This is a genomic window from Flavobacterium ustbae, from assembly GCF_003946915.1.
Lineage (GTDB): Bacteria > Bacteroidota > Bacteroidia > Flavobacteriales > Flavobacteriaceae > Flavobacterium > Flavobacterium ustbae.
Genome location: NZ_RPOC01000006.1, coordinates 186,778 through 209,786 on the forward strand (window position 1 = coordinate 186,778; position 23,009 = coordinate 209,786).

Below are 23,009 nucleotides of genomic sequence, written 5' to 3' on the forward strand. Positions count from 1 at the left end.
TTAATCTTTTCTACTATCCTCTCTACCACTTTTCCAGCCGTTTTCTGCGCTCCTGCATCACTGCAATAAAATCATCTAGAAATTTAATCTGCTTGATCTTATAAGTGTAGCCTTTGCATTCTGAAAACTGCCTGCTTATCGTGCTTATTACTTTCTGTCCGCCTTCATTATCATTATAAGTAAAATTTTCACTTATAAATTTCTGGAAATTGGCACGGTTGTTTTTCGCATCATTTGAATCAAAATATAAAATTCCTTCATCCATCAAAATATAGAGAAGATTTGCAAGCTCGATTTTAGAATAAGAGGTGCTGCATTTATCAGAACAAGATAAAACTCTACTATTGGCATTCTCAGATTCATTTACGAGCACCAAATTTTCTATATTTTTTAATCTGGAATCAAGTTTAAAAAAACTGTCCATAATCTCATATGTTTTGGCTCTTTTCATTCTTAATTCCTTTTATTTCTTTTAATGCAAATTTTGCTGCTGCGCATTAGTACTCCCCTGTTCTTTAAAAATTGAATAAATACTTAAAAACCTGCAATATAGCCGGTGAAGATTAAAAAAAGCTGTTGCACAAACTCAAAATCAGAAAAGATTTTGATTCATGCTTTTTACACTTTTATTGTTTTTGACATTATTCAAATTAATACTTTGATTAGTCTTGGTGCAATTATAGTTTACGCTGTACCTAATCGTACACCTAATTTATTTATGGCCAAATTCTAATTGTGTTAACTTTTCTCCTTAATATAAATTCACACCAGGCATCATTTTAGTTTAGGAGAATCTTGAGAAAGAATACAATAAAAAAAGCCGGCAAAGCTATTGGACGCAGCCAGAGAAGTGCGCATAATTGCACGGCTCATTCTTCGCCATGCAACCCTTCGGGACTTATAGCACTTCAACCTGTCTGGCTTACCAATCACAGACTGCTTTCTTTTTTTCTTTTTTCTTTTGGAATTTATCTTATTCTCATTCCTTTCGGACTTGGAAAACGCATTCCCAAATGAGAATATAGACTTCTAACTTTTCTGCGCCAGTCGATTTTAGAAGATGCCCACTGCTTGCTGCCTTCTACGATATGTATGTTATCGTGTGAATGGGAAGGCATCCTCGTAGAAACCTGCACATCATCGAATTTCAAGAAAAGGTCAGGATTATCAATAGGAGAAAGCTGCTCGTCCAGATCAAAAATAGTCCTGTCCTTCTCGGCATTAAATTTCGAAGTTTTATCTTCCAATTCCTGGTAGAGATCAACTAAAGGAATATCATTGGTTATAAAATCAAGATCATAGATGTCCTTTTTAGTTGCCCTATTGGCGGCACTTACTAATTTAAACAGTCCTATATCTAATTTAGACAGCAGACGCACTCCTTGGTTCACTTCAATTGGAGATACATTCTTCATGTTCTGAAGCAGTTCCACCTTTAGGGTAAGACCTCTTGAGACAGCAATAAAAAAACGTAAAAAGATAAACTGGTCATCGATATTGCAAGGCCTGTCAAATCTCATTGCCTTATCTCCAAAGTAGTCAGCTACCTCATCCTCAATTTTTTTAAACCCATCTCTTCCAATAATTTCAGGACAGAATAGATCTATGTCGTCAGAGATTCTGTGATTATACTGCAGAGCAAGATTTGTCCCACCTCCCAAAGCAAATTCTGAGAGAGCAGGTAGATTCTGTAATTCTAAAATAGTTTTTAGTATTTCTGGAGATACAGCATTCATAATAAAATTTGTTTTTTAATTCTACAAAGCAAATCTTTTGAAAGATTCGATATTATATCTTTCAGCAACTTTTAAGCATACATTATTGCTTATGTTTTCAGTTGTCTGTTTTAAATATTTAATAATATCGGAAGTAGAATAAAGACTTTCCAGAAGTTTAATATCTGACTCAAATGTATCAGATGTAGTGGCATAAAGCGCCCTTGGAATTATAATCGCTTTATCTTTTACAATATCAAGCTTGCTATAATCCATGTCCCAAAACAAGTATTTTGGAAAAATGTCGGCTATATTAACTTTATGAATCATTTTACAAAGATACAACTTATTACCGTCTATATTATTACTTTCATTATTAACAAGTTAAAGTTCTAAAAATTGAATTCTTCGAACAGTTAAAACATCGTTAAAAAAGCTATCCCGTCCATATATTGAACGGGATACGAACTGCATAAACAGCGCTTTGATCAATTTATAATTTTAATGCTACATAAAGATTGCAACGTTCCTGCAATCGGCCAGATGTCCGTTTGTTAAACAAACGATCTGGCCACCTAATGCCTCGGAACTCGGCGGTGGAGAAACTAAAAAGAAAATAGTCTGAAAACATTAAAAATGAGCTAATTCTATATAACGTTCTAAAATAATATTTACGTTCTTAATCCTATAAACAACTTCAATTTTGATAACTGCAATAACAAGTTTATTTCATATCAAGAAAATTTTATTTTGCCACTTTTTTTATAGCCCTCTAACTCTTTATAGAAGTCATTCTTAAATTTATGTAAAGGTATATTTTGCAGATTTTCTTCTGTATAAGGTGTTTCGGAAATAAAATATTCTAAATCAGCAGATATCCCCTTACCTAGTAATTTTTGAATATGTGCTTCGTAAGAAGAAGAATTGAATTTTTTATATCTTTCTAATAGATTTTCAATTGGAGATTTGTATTCTTTATATAATGATGTCAATTCTAATCTACTTTCTAATGTAGAATTAACATTTTCAATTTTCAAATCAGTCAAATTTTTAAAATTAACTTGTCCTTTATTGATTTCTAAAACATCTTCAAATTTAAAAATTGGAATTATACTGGAATCGAATGGATTAAAATTAAAATTTGCTAGAGTAGCGTTTAATTTTCTTTGATTACAATGTCCACAAACGGGCACTAAATTATTAATACTTAAACTAACCAAAGCATTTAAACTTTTAGGATAAATATGATCTAAATTACCTTTTACATAGATTTTTTGCTTATCAAGACCATAAGAAGTGGTATACTGAGCTAGACAATATACACAATTTTGAAGATCTATTTTACGCAAAACTTTTTTTAAAGTTTGAGTTCTATTTTCTGAATGATAACCAAAAATAAATTCTAATATGTCATTTAAAGTACATTTCTTATACTTTCCCTTTTTCTTCAAGTATGGAGCTAATAATTTGAATTTTGCATTAAAGGATCTTAAATCATTGATAATAATAGATGTATCTATCAGTATCAGTTGTTTAATCTTATTTCTTGGAGCTTTTATAAATGAAGAATTATCTTCAATACTAATTATTGGTTCTAAATCTTTGAAAAAAGATTCAATTGTTTTTATTCTAGAAATTTTTTTTAAATCTGACTTTATCTGATTGTCTATATCTTTAATATCTTCATCCAACTCCCATTCTATACTGCCTAAATTATATTCCTTGATTTGTATCATTTTAAGAGCGGTTGGTTAAAATTTCTTGCAATCTCATAATCTCTTTATTTAATATCTCAGTAGAAACTTTATTTTCAATTTGCTTGTTGATGACTCCTTTTAGAAATGGGTCACCAATTAAATTAACAATATTGATATCTTCTTGTTGTATAACATCGTTTTCTAAAATATTGGCTATTTTTTTTGAAGCATACGCGCCAATAGCTCCTTTTTTCAAAAAGAACTCATCTTTTAGCAAATCATATATATTTGCTGCAAAAGAATTAATACCATCATTAGGCTTAGGCTTACCATCTTTCAATTTTAAAATATTTTGAGATGGAATATCTGATAAAATAAAAGGGGAATGGGTGGAGAAAATTACATTAAACCTAAGTATTTCATATTTTTTTTGACTTAGTAAAATAATTAAATTATTAATATAATTTCTTTGATACTCTGGATGGTAATACAACTCTATTTCATCTAATATAATGTTGATTTTCTTATATGTTCTTAGAACATTTTTGTCACTATTTTCTTTTTCTTTTCCCTCTTCCTCATTTTCTATGATCGAAAGTAAATTATCTATATGGTACGAGATAGAAATTGTTGAGTGTAACAATTGTTGCTCACCAGAACTTAAATATTTTAATTCAAAAGGCTCTTTTATCTCTTTTTTATTAAACATGAAGATAGGTTCTAAGAAAGCGTTCGGTATTTCTTCAATTTCAAGATTATTATCTTTTGATAAATAATTATCATTAACAGTATAATAAATAATGTTTTTGTCATCTGCTATTGATAGGTTTTTTTTATCTTTTACATTTAGATTATTGAAAAAATTAGATTCTTGCATATTTAAAACTTGTCTAAGTTTTAAAGTAATATGACTCTTATCTGAGCTTAATTTAGTGAGTAGTATAATAATATATTCAGCTCTAATTTCTTTGCTATTTAAAAATTCATTGAAGTCCTTTAGAAAATTATTCATTGAATCATAAATAGATTCTTTTTCAGCATTTTTTTTCTTATATCTACTATATACACTATTTATAAAGGTTGTATCATAGTAAAACGAATAATAATTCAAAAGAGACTTTTCTATAATATGCAATTTGTCAAAATCAAGATCAAAGTTTACTTTAGAGTGTTCTATAGTTTCAATTTGATTTACGTTTTTTGAATCGGTCAAAAAGTATTTATAATACTGACCACTGAATGTAGTTTTTAAATTGGAATTAGATTCCAAATCTCCAATATTTTGGATTTTAAAGATAGGTTTAAATACCGTATATTTTTTGTAACTATAGACAATCTTTACTATTTTCTTGAAAATGTATAAATTGCTTAAGTCCATACAAGTATTGACTAATGTATTTTCTGTCAGTAAGTCTAACTTATTATATAAATAAGTCAGTTTTTTAAATTTATTCTGTTTATTAAACTTGTTAAATAGAGCTTCATAAAAATCCCTCATACTGCAATTATTGATTGACTCAAAATTAGTTACAACATTTTCTATCTTTTCATTTTTATCATCAATACGTAGTTTGAGATTTTTATCTATATCTAATTTAAAAAGGAGCTTATTTACAGAAATATCGTTTATCAGGTGAGATGTGTTGAAATCTTTTGATTCTATAGATGTAGAAAGAAACACTTTTAATAATCTAGAATTGGCTAATTCAAACTCTCTATTAACATTTATATTACCATCCTCTCTATATGGATTTAATACAATTGGAGTTTGATAACCATCATTTTTTATAAAAAGCTTATCCAGCCATCTATCTTCGTCCGAATTACTATTTAAGCCATATATTGAATAATTAGTAACAATATTATAGATAGGCATTTGAAAATCATTACCTTTATTAAATGACTCTGTGTCAGAATCTCTTTCGAAAGTTTGATTTTCAGCATTATATTTATAACGTGTTTTTATGAAGTTATTTATGTTATCCCACTCAATGCAGTGAATCTCGTCATTTAATAAATAATATAATTCGAAATGAAATTCTTTCGAATCTATTTTTACTACATCTGAACCACTTCCTAATAATCCTTCAGTTCTTGAATATTCAAATAAGAAATAATAAAAAATTTCAAGCAGTGAACTTTTTCCACTTCCATTTTGACCGACTATTGCAGAAATACTAATATTTTCACCATACAAATTTGATGGCACAGTGTGGGTATATTTTATACTCTCTATTTCATGGTATTCTTTGGTATCTAATATTTCTTTTCCATCCCTATTTATATATTTATATTCACTATAAAAAGGATAAATATAATTCTCTTTCAGGCCCTTTAATAATTCTGGTACAGTGCCTTTTAGCGGCCGAATGGCTAATAATTTAAATTCATTGTAGTTTTCTGAATTACTCATAATTTAAGTTTTCTAGTTTTATTTATATTCAAACTCACTCTCTCCACAACTGCCTGCCAACCGAGAGAACAATTGAAGTTGAATAATTTTATTCATTTACAATTACTTTTAAATCAATATCTGCTACTTCTTTTAAATAATTCGCGGTTACTCCCAGCAAAGTCATAATAGATTCTGAAGTATTTTGTTTGGATAAACTTGGCTGAACGATGAATACCTCAAAACTCATTGGTTTTTTATTCTTTGCAATAGCAAGAAACCTTTCTAGATCAACCTTAGTTCCCTTTTCAATTCTACTTCGTTGATGTCCATTTCTAACTTTAACTTCCCTTCTTAATAGATGTTGAAAGAATTCAAAACCACTCTTGTGCTTCCAATGAATTGATTTTTGAGCCTGACCACATACTTCATAAAAATTATCAACCCTAGTATTGACTAGACCATTTTTTGCAAATTTTAAATGGTAAAACTGTACATTAATTTCATTTTCATTTTCCTTTATAGTTATTACATCTGCTATTTCTCCCGAGTAGTCATCATCATAAACAATATCAAAATCTTTAGCTATAAGATCTTGTATAACTCTATATTGAATTGAATCTGTTTTTAAAGGATGAATTCCTTGTGCCTCCTTACTTAAATCTACTCCATTCCAACTCCAATCAATCATCCTTTCCGTTGGATATGGTTGAATAAGTTGCTTCAGTTCAATATATTCATTTCCTTGAAGAGCTGATCCATCTGCGAACCATATAATTGGAGGATATTGATTGAAATACTCAAGAAGGGTAAAAGTTTTTGATGCAATTTTTACTTCGCTTTGAGCAGTATCTAACTTAACAATTCTGAAGTTTGGATAATTATTACCATCAACATTGCTATCTACAAACAATTCCTTTCTGAATTTTGCAGAGCCATTAGGGGAAACAACTTGAAAATCAATAATCCCTTGATTGTTATCATTAATTACTTCAATAGAGCAATAAGAAGCGTTAAAAATCCCATTGATTGTTATTTCTATTTTTGATTCAGGGAAATTATAGAAGTTATCATCCCAATCAATATAGGTTGGATTTAATTTTGGAATTTCAGTGATAATCTCTGGAATCAAGGTTTCACGTAAAACTTGATTTGGATCAATGCTCTCGTCAATTAGCTTTTTCCCTAAATTATTACACCAATTAATGAAAGATTTGAGATCTCCTTTCATATAACTCCAAATTCTCCCTTTGTAAGAACATCCAAGTGTAATTTTATCGCCATCTTGAAAACCTGAGCCAAATACAAATGCTTTTTCGCCTCTTTGTTGTTCAGCTAAAGAAAGTGCATCTTGAATATCAGTTCCTACACGCATTGTAAACCTTATTTTCCTATTTAAAAACTCCTTTAATCCTACATTTTGTAATGATACACGATTTACATCATAGAAGCTACGGTAAACTAATAATTTATTAATCAATTCAGACCTATCTCCTAAAACAGCTTTTGCAAGATCATAATATAAGCTAGATTTGTCAGAACTATGAATGAAAAGAAGATTACTTTCTTCATTGTAATATAGTACTGTAAGTTTCCAATCTAAACCAAAAACTTCTTTATAATTTACCCATTCAACTTCAGATTTCGACGCAGTAATAATAACAATTGTATTTTCAACTGGATTAAAATCATCAAACTTATATTCTAATTCATCGTACCCCTTAATTCCTTTTTTAAAATCTAATAGATTAAAAGAATTATCTGGATTTAAATTTTTGTAAACGACAGTACTTAGGGCAAACTTAATATTTTGAAAAGGTATTTTAGAATTGTCCAAATGTTGAAAACCATTTATAAACTCATCAAAATCTATTTGTTCATCAATCTGGTCAGAACTTAGTCTTGATAATAGTAAATTCCAATCTGAATCTTGGGCGTATAGTTCGCTCAATTCATTCTCTGCTTCAGAATCTGCTAAATTTGCAATAAAAGTTGCATTCCCTAATTCATTATCTATTGAAGTTCTTGTGAATCTTCCCGCAAATTGTAAAGTGATTGGCAAACTTTTTCTAATATCATGAAACGCTGCAATTTTTAGTTGGGGTAAATCAAAACCTTCTCCCAACATATTGACTGCAACTATGATTTTATGTTCACCATTTATTATATTTTGCAAAATTTCATTCTTACCTGAAACTTCTGAATGGATCAATACAGGCTTTAAATCTTCGAACTCTTCGTAATATTTAAAAATTTCTGCGGCTTTTGTTTTTTTTACACATCTAGCCATTAAAATATGATTATAACCATTTGCAAGATCTTCCCGAAGCTTTTCGACTGCCTTTTGTGCAATTAATTTGTGACCTTTATCTAGATCGTACTCTCTTATAGGTAAAAAATTGATTGCCTTAAAATAACCTTGTTCTTGAGCCTTTTTCAAACTAAAATTAAAAATTACTTTCCCTTCTATTCGCTTCTGATCATTACGGAAAGGAGTTGCAGTAAACTGTAAAATTTTCTTATTGTCAAAAGCTCTTCTAACACGCTTCCATGAATTTGCTTCGACATGATGTGCTTCATCTATTAACACATGTGAGACATAAGAATTTAGAGTAGCTAATACACTAGGTTGAAAATTTGACAAAATATTCATCGTTGTTACAATAACATTTGACTTTTCTATAAATTCAAGTAAATCTTCATTGTTTTTAAAACTTTGATAGATAATTCCAACTTTAGGATTAATAACACTTTGGTTAAGAATTCCAAATTGTTTTAATAACCCCAGTTTTAAAAATTTGTTAGAAATCTGAGTTCTTAATGCATCTGAGGGAACAGTTATAACTATTTTATTTAATTTACCTGCAATCAAAGTAGACAACATTGTTTCAGTTTTTCCTGTTCCAGTTGGCATCACAATGGTTCCTATTTCGTCAGAAACTTTTAAATGACTTAAAATTGAATAAAGTGCTGCAATCTGAGGTTCACGTAGACCATTTATATTAGCTTCTTTATCTTCCTCTAGAAAATTGAAGTTTCTTGTCCATGAGTTTAATATTTCAACATTAGAGTATTCTTTTTTCAAAGGGTGTTTCAACCATCTTTTCAATATGACTTCGCCTTCACTTTCAAAGTCCTGGTCTGTTGGCTTTTTATTTGAAAGTATAATAAATTCATAATGAGGTGATTCAAAATCTTTATTAGATGTAATACAAATAGGTGTTCCATCAACTAGTACAATAACATAACCTCGATAACTATTCTGAAAAAAATATTCTACATAAGCCTTCTCTAAAATAATTTGTTCAACAGTATTTTTTACACCAACTTTATCAAAGTATGATAATCTTAATTCAGGAAGTAAAATTTTAGTCATATGTGGTTTATGTTGTTCATTCGTTTTTCTAAATAATCACTTCCTCCCAACCGCTAATCTCAACAACAAAATTTGTAGTTGATTTAGATTTTGGCTTTTAAATCTCTTTTGTTCACTATCAAGATTCTATTTTTTGATTAGTTGTTAACTTTTTTACACTTTTTAAATCAAAAATATAAACCCCCGCTTGATAATGATATAATTAATGTATCTATTCTTTCCAATGAATATTTGACTCGACCTTCAGCAGTTTTAGCATATTCTTCAAGCGCCATTGCATATTTCTTGTCTTTTTTATTTATTCAGTTATTGTACAAAAATCAAATATAATAAAATACCTGAAAGATTTTGTGCGGAATATTATGACAATTGTAAATTATAGATGAAAGCAGAGGATATCCGACGAAATACATTCAATAATATGGAATTGTAGTATTTGTATTTCATAAAAATTGTTTTTATTTTCTTCACACTATAATAGTAAGTATTTAAAAGAATTAACTTTTACAATAATCATCAAAGAAATATACATCTAAAACGTATTTTTATTTATATGCATTTTGTAGTTTGACGAATATTTAAAACTACATTACAATTTTGTTTTCAAACTCTAAAAATCACATCCCATTTTCTTGAAATTCTCCGTCTTTTTCTCGATTTTTTTTCCTACATTTACAGAGGTTAATAAACCCAAGAATTTCAAGAGTGCCCTATTAGTGCCCTTCTTTTTTTGACACAACATGACACCCAGTGTTTGCTTGGGCTTACGATACACGTGGCGGAGCCTCTTTCTCCGCAGAAAGCTTAATAAGACTTTTAAAAGTTTATAAAAAGGCTAAAATTCACAAAAAACCCTGCAGATCAAACGATTTGCAGGGTTTTGTCTTTTATACGCATTTTTAATATTTGTTATTGAGATTATTCAATCAATTCAATTTTAAAGCCTAAATCTTTAGCGGTACATACAGTTGCGTCTACATTCATGTTTGACATCATACCGGCAATAATTAAGTGATTAATTTCATTGTCCGTCAAATATTCAAGCAGGGTAGTTTCATTAAATGCATTATGGTTATTTTTTACAATTATTTTTTCTCCAGGTTTTGGTGCAACATCTTCAAATATTTCAGCCCCGTAACTTCCTTTTATAAAATGAGACGCATTATTGTTTAAAGCAACATGCTGTACATGAATAATTTTTTTTCTTTTTTTTCTAAAAAAATCCAGCGCTTTCTTAGCATTAAAAGCCGAGTCATAAGAATCGTGAAGTTCCATCTTTCCTTTAAAAAAATAATCATTCTGAATTTCGAGCAGCAATAATGCAGTTTCTTTACTATGTTTGATTTCCATTTTGGTTTACTATATATAATCAATTTTAAAATGAAAGAATTACAAACTCACTTCGTCTATTTACTTTATGTTCTTCTTCTGTGCATTTTATATTATCCGAACATTTATTTAGAAGCTGACTTTCACCATATCCTTTTCCAGATAATCTAGAAGCTGCAATTCCTTTTTTAATAAACCATTCCATTGTTGCTTTAGCTCTTTTTTCAGATAGGATCATGTTGTATTTTTTGCTTTGTCTGCTGTCTGTATGAGAACGCACATCGATTTTCATTTCAGGATATTGCTGCATTACTGCTAGAATTTTTTCTAGCTCGAAAGCCGCTTCCTTCTGAATACTAAATTGATCCAATTGGAAATAAATTGTTGGAATATTTAGTGTTTTTGCCAAATCTGTTCCTATCTCAATTTTTTTAATTTGTTTTTCAAGTTTTACAATACGTTCTGGTTTAGTATCTGAAGGATGAACAGAAACTGCCGTTTCGCTAGTTTCATAATCCTCTTTGACAGCTCGAATATGATACATTTCGTAGCAATTTAACTGAAAACTATAACTACCGTCTGAGCCAGAAATTAATTCGGCAACCTGCTGAAATTTATTATCAAGTAAAATCACTTTTACACCTGCTAAAATCTCATTTGTTTCGGCATCGACAATAATTCCAGATAATTCTCTGTCACATTCTAATTTACTGGTTTCTGTAAATTGATAAATATCGTCTGTTCCTTTTCCGCCTTCACGATTAGAGGAGAAAAAGCCTTTTCTTGTCGTGCTGTCAATTATATACGCAAAATCATCATACTGGGTATTTACAGGTTCACCAATATTTTGCACCTGATCAATTTTACCTTCTTTAATTTTTGCCGTAAAAACATCCAATCCTCCTAGCCCAAAATGTCCGTCACTAGAAAAATAAAATTCATTTTGTGCTGTAGAAGGAAAATTTTCTCGTCCAGGCGTATTAACAGCTGGTCCAAGATTTTCTGGTTTTCCAAAAGTCCCATCGCTATTTATTACTGCGCAGTACAAATCAGATTGTCCGTATCCTCCCGGCATGTCAGATGCAAAATACAATGTCTTTTCATCTGCACTTAATGACGGATGAGCCGTATTGTACTGATCGCTGTTAAAAGGAAGCTCTACACTATTCGTCCACTTTCCGTCTTCAAATTCGGCTTTGTAGAGTTTTAGTAAGGTAATTTTATCACTGTTTTTTCCTTTTGTTCCAGCCAAAAAATTGTTTCTCGTAAAATACATTGTTTTTCCGTCTTTGGTAAAAACCGGAGTAGATTCGTTGAACTTGGAATTGATGTTTTTATCAAATTTCACAGGATTTCCTAAACTTCCATCTGGTTTTATTTCTGCTGTGTATAAATCTGTGAAAGATCTATTGGTCCATTTAAATATTTTTTTTGTTACCAAACCTGTGTCGCGAGCAGAAGCAAATACTAGTTTGGTATTCAAAATAGCACTTCCATAATCAGATTCGTTCGAATTTATTCCAGCGTCTAAAATCTCAAATCTGCCTGAATTGCGTCTAATCTGTTCGAGATAATTTTTATGATTTATAACCGTTATTCCTTTCTGATTTTTCTGATTCTTTTCATTAAAAATTTCCAGCATTTCATCCGACTTACTATAATCAGCGATAGATTTCAAAGCTTGTGAATATCTATAATAATATTCTGGCTCTTGTTCTTTGTTTAATGCAAATAAGGCATCATACCATTTTAAGGCCTTGCTTAATTCGGCATTAAAATAGTAGGCGTTTCCTAATTTTTGAAATAACTTTTCGTCTTGATAGCCACTTTCTGCCACTTTTTCAAAAATTGAAATGGCATTTACATAGGCGTAATTATTGTATTCTTTCTCGGCTTGGTTCAGAGCTTTTTTTTGCGCTATTGCATTCAAACATAAAACGATAAAAAAAGCGGTGTAAAGTATTTTTTTCATTTTCATAATTAGAAAAATCTTGGTGAATTGATTCGGCTATACTTATCTAAGAATTCAAAACGCAGAAAAATCTCATGCGATCCTGAATTATAATTAGCAAGTTTGGTGGTTTCTCTGTCGTATGCGTACCCCAAATACAAACCGTCGGTGATTTGAAAACCTGCGATGGCACTAAAAGAAGCACTCCATCTATAAGCCGCTCCAAGTACAAACTTTTCATTAAACATAAAATTTGCGGAGACATCTACTTGTAGTGGTGAACCCTCAATCATTTTGATTAAGAGTGCAGGTTTGAATTTTATTCTCTCATAACGATCTAAATTGAAGACATAACCAGCAATTAAATAATAGTTAATTAGATCTTTGTAAATCGCCGTTTCGTTATCATCATAACGGTTTGTCTGAATAAAATTGGGTACCGATAAACCTACATACGCTTTATCGCTATGCCAGTAGATTCCAGCTCCAATATTGGGTGAAAATTTGTTTTTAAAATCCTGAAATTTAGGATCTCCCTGATTTTCTGGTCTCAATTTTGAAGGATCTAAGTTGAATAAATTGGCCGACCCTTTTATTCCAAATGAAAGTTTGGCTGTAGCCGATGTTGGAATCGAATACGAAAAATCTGCTGACAGATTGTTTTCATTTGTGGGACCAATTTTATCATTTACCAAAGAAACTCCTAGCCCCATATTATGACTTATCGGCGTGTTTATTGAAAAACTGCTGGTTTCAGGCGCGCCCTCCAAGCCTACCCATTGTGTACGATACAACCCAAAAATACTCAGGACCCCTCTTGAGCCTGCATAAGCAGGATTAATGTTTATTGTATTGTACATGTATTGTGTAAACTGCGCATCCTGTTGTGCGAAACCAGCAGCAGAACAAAAAAAAACTAAAACAAAAGTTAACTTCTTCATTTTGTTATATTTTAAATTACAGCCCAGTTTAAACTGAGCTGTATAATTTGTATAAATCTTATTTGGTCAGGTATAAATAGCCCGCTTCCTGATGCGGCAACGACTGTCTGTCTTTGTATCTGATGATGTAGTAGTAAGTGCCTTCTGGTAATCCGTTGGAATCTTTAATCGTTACACGCCCTTCAGAAACGCCTCTAAAAGCAATATCATCATTATTATAATGCTCTCTTTCAAACACCAGAACTCCCCAGCGGTTAAAAATCTGTACGGTATTTTCAGGATAACATTCTAATCCCTTTACATAAAATCTCCCATTCTGATCATCCCCATTTGCGGAAACAGCATTATAGATGACAATTTCACAGCCACCTAATTTTATAATGGTTGGATTATCGGCAGTGAAATCATTAGGATCCGATTTATCAAAAACTGCGATACCGCTTTTTGTTATTCCAGATACCGTCGCCTGATTACTTACAGAACCATTGTTTATATCAGCCTTCGATAAGATATAAGTTCCTGTAAAAGAATATGAATCTGTTTGGCCTGCCGCTAATTGTATTGGCCCGCCTGAAATTATAATTCCCGGTAGAGGATCATCTAACACTATGTTTTCAAGATCTGTATTTCCTGTATTTTGTATAGAGAAATTATAAGTAAGTGTTTCTCCTTCTTCCATATAACCATTACCATTGGTATCATTTGCTTGTACCGTTTTTACAATAGCAATTGCCGGAACTTCAACAAAAATTGTTATTGATGCCGTACTGCAATTAGTTGGATTCGCTGTTTCACAAATCTGATACGTTACCGTATAACTTCCTCCTTTTGTGTTTGGCTCTACATCGATTGTACCATCTGGATTTAAAACAATTCCTTTAGGAAAATCTAAACCTTCTAAAATAACGTCAGGACGGTTTATAGGACTGCCATTCAAAATATCATTATCCAAAACATTCCCTATTTCTAGTGCTCCAATAATGCCATCTTGAGGAAGAAGATCATCGTTTACAGCTTTAATTTCAAAAATTGGTCTTGCATTACATCCTAAAATTGAATCGGGATAGGCAACCGAAACAGATTGAGTGGCATTTAAAACAAATTCCATTGTTACAGACGGTTTTGTCAATTCAAATCCATCATTATCTTGAATCCATTTATTATTTACTAAACTCCATCCCGGCCAATCTATCGGATTGTTTTCTGCATTCAACACCATTCCTGGCCATAATGTTTTTCCGTTTAACGGCATATTGTTTTGGGTTGCCACTACTTTTCCTGCACTATCAATCCAATTAATGGTAAGCAATCCTGTTGGAATAAAATTATTTCCTGAAACCGTATAAGAAACATACGCTGTATTATTTTCGCAATAACTATCTGTTTCTATTGTCAAAGTAGGCTCTAAAACAGTAATTACTACTTCTGCCGAACTACAATTTACAGAATTTGTTTTTTCGCAAATTTCATAGGTTAAAGAATACGTTCCTGTCGGTACATTTGGAGCCAATTCTATATTTCCCTCGGGTTGTAATACTAAAAATCCGTTTGGATCTGGAATTAGCGTATTCAAAATAATTTCAGAAAATACAATCGGTTTATTATCTAGAGAATCATTTTCTAAAACATTCAAAACCGTTACAGTTTGATCAATCCGTACACTGCTTTTTTTATCTTCTACAGCGATAATGGCTGTCTTTTCTATTGTAATTGTAATTATTGCAGGAGTGTTATCTATAGCTCCATTATTATCTGTGGCAGTAAAAGTGAAAGAATCATTACCAGAAAAGTTTCCGTGCGGGTCGTAAGAAAGTAAACCTGCTTCTGCTGGTGTTAGTACCTGATTTACAGTTACTGCTATTCCATTTAATGTTAAAACACCATGTGATGGCAATGTAACGATTGTATAATTAACAATAGTTCCATCTGTATCTGTCGCCGTTAAAGGATTTATGGCAACTGCCGATGCCCTTGCAGGAACAATCGCTCCAACAGCATCATGTGCCACAGGCGGATTATTGCCAACTGGAATCGTTATAGTTGCCGATGCCGATATTGCTCTAGAATTGTCTGTCACATTAAAATCAAAACTGTCATTTCCTGTAAAATCTCCTTTTGGATCGTAAGTAAGGTTTGCGGCCTCAGATGGCGTCAAAACCTGATTTACCGTTACAGGAATTCCGTTTAAGGCTAAAATTCCGTGAGAAGGAAGCGTTATAATAGTATAATTTACAATTGTTCCGTCTGTATCGGATGCCGTTAGCGGAATAATAGCCGTTGCGGGAGCTGGCGATGGAATAACGGGATTAACAGCTGAATGCGCTGTCGGTGGATTATTGCCAATCGGAATCGTTATGGTTGCAGATGCCGATGTTGCTCCCGAATTGTCTGTCGCATTAAAATCAAAACTGTCATTTCCTGTAAAATCTCCATTTGGATCGTAGGTAAGGTTTGCAGCTTCAGATGGCGTTAAAACCTGATTTACCGTTACAGGAATTCCGTTTAAGGCTAAAATTCCGTGAGAAGGAAGCGTTACAATGGTATAATTAGAAATTGTTCCGTCTGTATCTGATGCCGTTAGCGGAATAATAGCCGTCGCCGGAGCTGGTGATGGAATAGCGGGATTAACGCCTGAATGCGCTGTCGGTGGATTATTGCCAACCGGAATTGTTATAGTTGCCGATGCAGATGTTGCTCCAGAATTGTCTGTCGCATTAAAATCAAAACTGTCATTTCCTGTAAAATCTCCATTTGGATCGTAAGTAAGGTTTGCGGCCTCAGATGGCGTTAAAACCTGATTTACCGTTATAGGAATTTCGTTTAAGGCTAAAATTCCGTGAGAAGGAAGCGTTACAACCATATAATTGGAAATTGTTCCGTCTGTGTCGGATGCCGTTAGCGGAATAATAGCCGTTGCTGGAGCTGGCGATGGAATAACGGGATTAACAGCTGAATGTGCCGTTGGCGGATTATTGCCAACCGGAATCGTTATGGTTGCCGATGCCGATGTTGCTCCAGAATTATCTGTCGCATTAAAATCAAAACTGTCATTTCCTGTAAAATCTCCTTTTGGATCATAAGTAAGGTTTGCGGCCTCAGATGGCGTTAAAACCTGATTCACCGTTACAGGAATTCCGTTTAAGGCTAAAATTCCGTGGGAAGGAAGCGTTACAATGGTATAATTAGAAATCGTTCCGTCTGTATCTGATGCCGTTAGCGGAATAATAGCCGTTGCCGGAGATGGAGATGGAATAACGGGATTAACAGCTGAATGCGCTGTCGGTGGATTATTGCCAACTGGAATTGTTATGGTTGCCGATGCCGATGTTGCTCCAGAATTGTCTGTTGCATTAAAATCAAAACTGTCGTTTCCTGTAAAATCTCCATTTGGATCGTAAGTAAGGTTTGCGGCTTCAGAAGGCGTTAAAACCTGATTTACCGTTACAGGAATTCCATTTAAGGCTAAAATTCCGTGAGAAGGAAGCGTTACAATGGTATAATTAGTAATTGTTCCATCTGTGTCGGATGCCGTTAAAGGATTAATAGCTGTCGCCGGTGCCGTGGACGGAATTATAGCATTAGTATCATCATACGCTATAGGAAGCTGATTTACAATTGGTGTATAAGTCGCGGTATTGTTTGCAACAACCGGATCGTGCTGCATACCTACAATAGTGGCTGTATTGGCGTAAGAACCAGAAGCATTAGCAATCGCAGTAATGGATAGCGTTGCACTTGCTCCGCTTGCAAGATTGGAAATGGTCCAATTTGGTGCCAGCCAATTTCCTTGCGAAACTGTTGCGTTCACAAAAGTATAACCAGACGGAAGCACTTCATTTACAGTAATAGCTGTTGCAGCACTTGGGCCAAAATTAGCCGCTGTAATTGTAAAAGTAATACTGTCGCCAATATTGGCATTATTTTTATCTGCTGTCTTCGTAATCGAGAGATCAGTCTCTACCACTGGCGTCGCAGTTGCTGTATTATTTGTAAGATCAGTATCTGTATCGTTTCCTGTAATCGCAGCTGTATTTGAATAAGATCCTGAAGGATTTACCAAAGCGGTAATCGCCATTGTGGCACTAGCTCCATTTGCCAAAGCTCCTATATTCCAGTCAGGCGCCGACCAAGTCCCTGTAGAAGGATTCGCACTTATAAAAGTGTAACCAGACGGAAGTACATCACTTACCGTAACTCCGCTTGCTTTATAAGGACCTGCATTTGTAGCTGTTATTGTAAAAACACTGTTACTGCCAACACTTGCATTAAGATTATCTACTGTCTTTGTAATTTGCAGATCGGCAGAACAAATAGCAGTTTCCAAAGTTTTGGTTGCTAATGTTGGCACGCCTCCACATGAATCTGATATCGAATATTGCACCACAACTGTTCCTGCTCCAGTAAAATTTACAGTGTTTCCTGTTACAGTTGCAGGGCCGCTTACTATACTTAATACTCCTCCAGCGGGAGTCAGATTTAATACAATAGGCTGCCCTACACAATATTTAGAGTTTGGCCCATCTCCTACAGAGACCGTATTAATAGCTGGAAGCGATTCTACACCACAAATTTGTACGGGCGCTGTGGCAAATGTATAAACGGATTCTGTTTCATTTTCATTACTTCCATTTCCCATACTTCCTCTTACTCTGTGTCCCGCATAACCAAAATTACCTTCGCAATTTTTAACAATCATAGAAGTATGTCCGCCAGTTTCTACAGCTAGAATTTTATCCGAAACGGTTAAACCTGTTGGCATAACAGGATTGGTAGAATTTCCTGTAGTACCTAATAAATTGTAATCATTTTGTCCAAAGGCATATAAGTTTTTGTTATCGTTAATTACGTTTACACTTCCGTAAGTGGCATCATGTTCCTGAACACTAAACCATTTTATATTATTCATAATTTGACCGCCAGAAGTATATCGAGGCTGCACCCAAGAAAACCTATCAGTTGGTGTCCAGTCGCCTAATTGCCTACTTGAATTTTCGCCTAAAGTATATAAATTACCATCTGTAGCTAAGATGTAATAAGATCGCAATAGATTGTTTCCAGACGAAGCAATCATTTTTGGAGTCATTACCGGCAAAGTCATCTGTACTGCTCTAGGCGCGCTCGGCTGTATAGGTGTATTATTTCCGATTAAAATATTAGAACCCCAAACATAAATTGTCCCATCCGATTTTAAAGCCATAAGACCATCGTAGTTTCCTCGACACACCACAACATCTGTCAAATACGGATTTTGAGCATCTGCTGTTGTAACTCTGTACCAAGTTGTTGCATCTCCAGTTCCGCCGTTTCCACGAACATCTGCCGTTTGTGAGATAACCCAAACATCACCCGAGCAAGTTGTGATTGCTAATGTTTTGTAGGTAGCAAACATCATTTTCACATCTCCAGGTGTTACACCTGCTGGTAAACCATTAGAATTTCCATTAATTGTCAGTTTTTCAAAAGATACTCCAGAAGTAATTGTTTCGTCGAGTACTGCACCTTCAGTAGACCAAGCATATAAACCATCTGTTGCCAAAAGAATACCTTGAACATCACTTCCAGAGCGACTTCCTAAAGCTGCTTTAAGCGGAACAGCAGTGCCTAACGCAGGAAAATTTGATTGGTTTATTGTAATTGGAGATAATACGTTTGAAGTTCCGTTGCTGTCCATTTTTTCACCCCAAACCTGTAAAGAACCTTCTGCAGTTCTAACAATTGTTGCATGATAACTAGAAACAAAATTATCATACTCGATAGTTGCGGCATTCGTATTAGAATCACTTCCAAAATTGGATAAATCAATATTCGGACATCCTACTATTGGCTGCGAGCATTGCGCAATTGCCATTTGGCTTATTAAAAAAATAAAAAATACAAAGAGTATTTTTTTGGGGTATGCTGGTTTATGTAAATCAGAGTAGTTTATTATCATAAGTACGTTTTAATTATTTGATCAGCTGCGGAAGATTATAGGTTTGAGCCTGATTATTAAAATCAAAAAAATCAAACATGAGATAGGTTTCCTTTGCTATTAGTCCTGATAGTTTATATTTTAAAATCTGAGTTGGATTGTTTACAAAAATTTCATTTTCTAAAGCTTTGGCAGTCAATTCAACTCCGATACCAGAAATTGACATTGCAGGTGCGGGCAATTTTTTAATAAAACTATTTCTTGTAGCAATTTTGACAGGAACGCTAATTATTAAATCAGAATAATTTGTTCCTTTTTGAAGGTTCTGGGAGAATTTAATTTTTGAAAAATCGAAAGACAATTTAACCGCTTCTACTTTGATATGCATTTTTTCAGGAAGCAAAGGATGGTCACATTCTCCTGTATGTTTTTTGTTTTCCCGAAAAGTAACAACGTATTCGCCTGGTTCTTGAAATACATAATTGTTAATCTCATTTGCCTGCAAAGTTGTTGCGCTGTTATCTTTCAAATCTGTAATAATCCATAATGTAGAAGATTCAAAATTTCCAAAAGCAATTTTTTCATCAAATGAAATTACCTTATAAAATTTACTGTCTTGAATTGTGCTCTTATTCTGAGCAAAAGATTTTAAACCTGATAAAAAGATAAAAAACAAAAAAAACAAGACCCCTCTCTTAATATATTCGCTAAATAATTCCCTGCAACTATCCCAAATCATAAAATTTTAACTTTTAAATTTTCGGATACGAAACTAGTAATTTGACAAAGGGCAAAACGAACAGATTCTTTACAAATTACGTAAAAGATAAAACATCTTTTATCTTACAAAACACATAAATCTTTAATTATCAGTACTTTAAAATACAAGGCGTTTTTTGTACACTAATCGCCATTTATATAGAAATTCTATATTTGGAAGAAATAAAAAATCGCTAAATTTTGATTTGAAAAAGCACCATTTGAAAAAAACAGTCTACTTAGTGGCACTTTAATGGTATTTCAAACTTAATGTTTCAATATTGTTAAAAAACGATATAAACAGTGATTATGAAAAAGTTTTTTCTAGATAACTACAATAAAAATATTAATATTACAGTCATTCGCTAATCATTTTTGAAATTATATATAACAAAATGGTTTAATTTATAACTTCTCTATATGCACAAAAAAATTACTATTCTCCTTATTATTTTACTTTCTTCACGCCTTACTTATTCGCAAAATTCATTTGAAAAAATCTATCTAGAAACTTATCAGGTTTTGTTGAGTTCAAATCCAAAAAAGGCTTTAAGTAACACCGATTATCTCTATAGAATTGCAAAAAACAATCCTGACAGAATAAAAACCCGAATGCTGAAAGCCCAGATTTTGTATCAATATGGAATTCATACCGAAGCGATCAACGTTTTAAAACAAGCAGACAGTCTGGCTATTATAGATAAAGATTATGTAGCACAAGCTAAAGCCTGCGGTTTTTTAGCATCGCTTTATCGCGAAAATGAAATTTATAATCTTGGAAAAATCTACTTGAATAAAGCCGTTGCTGTCAGTAAAAAGATTAAAAATAAAACAGAAATGTATCGTTTTCAGGGTAATTTATCACAAGAATTAGCTTATTACGACATATTTGATTCTAATTTTTCAAAAGCAATTTCAAATCTTAAAAAAGGAATTCAGTTTTTTGAAAAAGCCAGCACTAAAAGCGACAAAAACTATCAAATTGCCATAAATGACGAACTTATTGGCCGTAATTATCTTTCGCTCCAAAAAATCGATTCTGCTTTGTTTCATTACGAAAGAGGCCTTAAAGAAATTGACGCTTCTTTATTGCGTGATAGTCCGTTAAGAGGCTTTCTTTATAATGGTCTAGCTAATGTTTACGCTAGTATTAACGATTCTAAAAATGCTGTTTTAAATTATAAAAAAGCAGAAGAAATTGCAGACCTTTCAGATTATTTTGCCTTGAAACAGGAAGTTTACAACTCTTTAATGGAATTTTATAAAAAAAGAGATACAAAAAAGTATGTGTTCTACAATGAAAAGAATTTAAAGTTAAGCGAAGCCGAAAAGCAGAGTAGAAAAGCCATGGCTGACAATTTATTTAAATCGCTAGAAAAGAACCAGCAGCACAGTGAATCAGAATATCAGCAGAATAAATATGTTATTCTGGGTGTCTCTGTCCTTCTTATTTTAATAACCATTGGATTTTATATTTATAAGAGAAAACAAGACCATAAAAAAATAAGGGCTTTTATTGCAAACAATAAACCCATTCATATGCCTGAAACTACACTAGCTCCAAAGAGAGATACTGCCAAAGAATATATGTCTGAAGCAACAGAAAAAAGTATTCTAAAAAGTATAAATGAGTTTGAAGCTTCACAATTTTATCTCAATAAAACGTTGTCAATAAATTCGACGGCTGCAGAATTAAATATCAACCACCGTTATTTATCTTATGTAATTAACAAACATAAATCTAAGGATTTTGCCAGTTATATTAATGAATTACGAATTAATTATATCGTGGATCGACTAAAAAACGACTCCGATTATTTAAAATACAAAATAAGCTATTTGGCAGAGCAGGCTGGTTTTTCTTCGCACAGCAGGTTTACGATAACATTTAAAAAAATAACAGGAGTTTCGCCTTTAACTTTTATTACTTATCTACAGAAAAATAATAAAGAAGCTGTTTAAATCGGTTTTTTAAACAATAAAAAACAAAAAACGGATAAGTTTTAATCATCCGTTTTTTGTTTAATCGCAAAGAAAACTGACGGCTCCTAGTAAGGCGGCAATTTCATTATCATTTGAAATGGAAACCTCAACTTTTAAACCTGATTCTTGAATTGTTTTATTAAATGGTGCTAAAAACAAATCGCTCGCATTGGCAATTTTTCCGCCGATAATGATATGATCTGCTGCGAAGTTTTTGATCCACGGAATAACAACTTTTGCTAAATCATCGCCCATTCTTTCAAAAACTGTAATGGCGGATTGATCTCCATTTTTGGCTAGAGTATACAATTCCAAGCCATTATTAAGATCTGCATTGCTTAAAGATTTGTAATGTGACAAAAGACCTCTAACCGAAACATAATCTTCTGCCATACCTTCTTTATAAGGCAAATTATATATTTCTCCATCAGCTGGAACAGAATTCCCTGAACTGATTGATACTCCTTTATCAATAAAACAAGCACCTAATCCTGTGCCTAATGTAACGGCCATCACTTTTTTAGAAAGATTTTCTTGCTGTTTAAAAACCTCTCCTTTTCCAAAACAAACGGCATCATTTTCAAAAAGAACCGGAAAATTTGATGAAAAACCAAGAGTTTCCAAAAGCAATTCTCTAATATTTAATCCGTAAAAATGTTCGTATTTGGACTGATCTTTAATCCAGCAGATGCCGTTTTTATAATCAAATGGTCCTGGCATGCAAACTGCTATTCCGCTAATATCTTTTATTTTAGAATTTTCTATTGCGGTGCAGATTACTTTTTTCCAAATATTCATGACCTCATCTGCAGGTTTATTCGAATCAAAAGATTCTTTGCAGAGCGAAAAGTCCAAAACTTTCATATCTGTTTTATTGATAACCGCAGCGGTAATATGTGTTCCTCCTATATCTAGCCCAATGGCATGTGATGTATTCATTTTTACTTTTTTAGCT

13 protein-coding genes are annotated in these 23,009 nt (G+C 32.7%); 1 reads left to right on the top strand and 12 read right to left on the bottom strand.

Translation table 11 applies throughout. From position 1 onward, the window contains the following. Positions 1-22 precede the first annotated feature (22 nt). From EG814_RS10640 to EG814_RS10690, 11 genes are all read right to left on the bottom strand, one after another. Positions 23-451, bottom strand: coding sequence for a hypothetical protein (locus EG814_RS10640; protein ID WP_125721671.1), 429 nt, complete (start codon positions 449-451; stop codon positions 23-25). Between the two features lie 517 nt (positions 452-968). Continuing rightward, positions 969-1,736, bottom strand: coding sequence for a nucleotidyl transferase AbiEii/AbiGii toxin family protein (locus EG814_RS10645; RefSeq protein ID WP_125721673.1), 768 nt, complete (start codon positions 1,734-1,736; stop codon positions 969-971). 21 nt (positions 1,737-1,757) lie between these two features. Next, a complete protein-coding gene (locus EG814_RS10650; protein WP_125721675.1) occupies positions 1,758-2,045 on the bottom strand; it encodes a DUF6922 domain-containing protein in 288 nt (95 codons plus the stop codon). A 404-nt stretch (positions 2,046-2,449) separates the two neighbouring features. Continuing rightward, the gene (locus tag EG814_RS10655; RefSeq protein ID WP_125721678.1) at positions 2,450-3,451 is read right to left on the bottom strand and encodes an HNH endonuclease; all 1,002 of its coding nucleotides are present in this window, start codon (positions 3,449-3,451) and stop codon (positions 2,450-2,452) included. Position 3,452: 1 nt separating this feature from the next. Beyond that, positions 3,453-5,825, bottom strand: a complete 2,373-nt coding sequence (locus EG814_RS10660; RefSeq protein ID WP_125721680.1) for an ATP-binding protein — start codon at positions 5,823-5,825, stop codon at positions 3,453-3,455. A gap of 88 nt (positions 5,826-5,913) precedes the next feature. Then, complete coding sequence (locus EG814_RS10665; protein ID WP_125721682.1) at positions 5,914-9,180, bottom strand: DEAD/DEAH box helicase; 3,267 nt, start codon at positions 9,178-9,180, stop codon at positions 5,914-5,916. Between the two features lie 918 nt (positions 9,181-10,098). Continuing rightward, entirely contained in the window at positions 10,099-10,530 is a 432-nt protein-coding gene (locus EG814_RS10670; RefSeq protein WP_125721684.1) for an isochorismatase family protein, read from the bottom strand. 25 nt (positions 10,531-10,555) lie between these two features. Further along, positions 10,556-12,481, bottom strand: a complete 1,926-nt coding sequence (locus EG814_RS10675) for an OmpA family protein (protein WP_317133046.1) — start codon at positions 12,479-12,481, stop codon at positions 10,556-10,558. Between the two features lie 8 nt (positions 12,482-12,489). Continuing rightward, a complete protein-coding gene (locus EG814_RS10680; protein ID WP_125721688.1) occupies positions 12,490-13,401 on the bottom strand; it encodes a PorP/SprF family type IX secretion system membrane protein in 912 nt (303 codons plus the stop codon). A 58-nt stretch (positions 13,402-13,459) separates the two neighbouring features. Continuing rightward, positions 13,460-19,249 carry an Ig-like domain-containing protein gene (locus EG814_RS10685; RefSeq protein ID WP_164515311.1) on the bottom strand — a complete coding sequence of 1,930 codons (5,790 nt, stop codon included), beginning with the start codon at positions 19,247-19,249 and terminating at the stop codon, positions 13,460-13,462. A gap of 97 nt (positions 19,250-19,346) precedes the next feature. Continuing rightward, the gene (locus tag EG814_RS10690; RefSeq protein ID WP_125721692.1) at positions 19,347-20,051 is read right to left on the bottom strand and encodes a hypothetical protein; all 705 of its coding nucleotides are present in this window, start codon (positions 20,049-20,051) and stop codon (positions 19,347-19,349) included. Between the two features lie 440 nt (positions 20,052-20,491). Here EG814_RS10690 and EG814_RS10695 point away from each other — a divergent pair, with 440 nt between their 5' ends. Then, on the top strand, positions 20,492-22,033 hold the full coding sequence (locus EG814_RS10695) for a helix-turn-helix domain-containing protein (RefSeq protein ID WP_125721694.1): 1,542 nt from the start codon (positions 20,492-20,494) through the stop codon (positions 22,031-22,033). A 60-nt stretch (positions 22,034-22,093) separates the two neighbouring features. Here EG814_RS10695 and EG814_RS10700 read toward each other — a convergent pair whose 3' ends face one another. Then, positions 22,094-22,993 carry an ROK family protein gene (locus tag EG814_RS10700; protein WP_125721696.1) on the bottom strand — a complete coding sequence of 300 codons (900 nt, stop codon included), beginning with the start codon at positions 22,991-22,993 and terminating at the stop codon, positions 22,094-22,096. Between the last annotated feature and the right edge of the window lie 16 nt (positions 22,994-23,009).

Coding starts and splice junctions, on each gene's coding strand:
- EG814_RS10640 (WP_125721671.1), bottom strand. CDS start 451: ATGAAAAGAGCCAAAACATATGAGATTATGGACAGTTTTTTTAAACTT.
- EG814_RS10645 (WP_125721673.1), bottom strand. CDS start 1,736: ATGAATGCTGTATCTCCAGAAATACTAAAAACTATTTTAGAATTACAG.
- EG814_RS10650 (WP_125721675.1), bottom strand. CDS start 2,045: ATGATTCATAAAGTTAATATAGCCGACATTTTTCCAAAATACTTGTTT.
- EG814_RS10655 (WP_125721678.1), bottom strand. CDS start 3,451: ATGATACAAATCAAGGAATATAATTTAGGCAGTATAGAATGGGAGTTG.
- EG814_RS10660 (WP_125721680.1), bottom strand. CDS start 5,825: ATGAGTAATTCAGAAAACTACAATGAATTTAAATTATTAGCCATTCGG.
- EG814_RS10665 (WP_125721682.1), bottom strand. CDS start 9,180: ATGACTAAAATTTTACTTCCTGAATTAAGATTATCATACTTTGATAAA.
- EG814_RS10670 (WP_125721684.1), bottom strand. CDS start 10,530: ATGGAAATCAAACATAGTAAAGAAACTGCATTATTGCTGCTCGAAATT.
- EG814_RS10675 (WP_317133046.1), bottom strand. CDS start 12,481: ATGAAAAAAATACTTTACACCGCTTTTTTTATCGTTTTATGTTTGAAT.
- EG814_RS10680 (WP_125721688.1), bottom strand. CDS start 13,401: ATGAAGAAGTTAACTTTTGTTTTAGTTTTTTTTTGTTCTGCTGCTGGT.
- EG814_RS10685 (WP_164515311.1), bottom strand. CDS start 19,249: ATGGCAATTGCGCAATGCTCGCAGCCAATAGTAGGATGTCCGAATATT.
- EG814_RS10690 (WP_125721692.1), bottom strand. CDS start 20,051: ATGATTTGGGATAGTTGCAGGGAATTATTTAGCGAATATATTAAGAGA.
- EG814_RS10695 (WP_125721694.1), top strand. CDS start 20,492: ATGCACAAAAAAATTACTATTCTCCTTATTATTTTACTTTCTTCACGC.
- EG814_RS10700 (WP_125721696.1), bottom strand. CDS start 22,993: ATGAATACATCACATGCCATTGGGCTAGATATAGGAGGAACACATATT.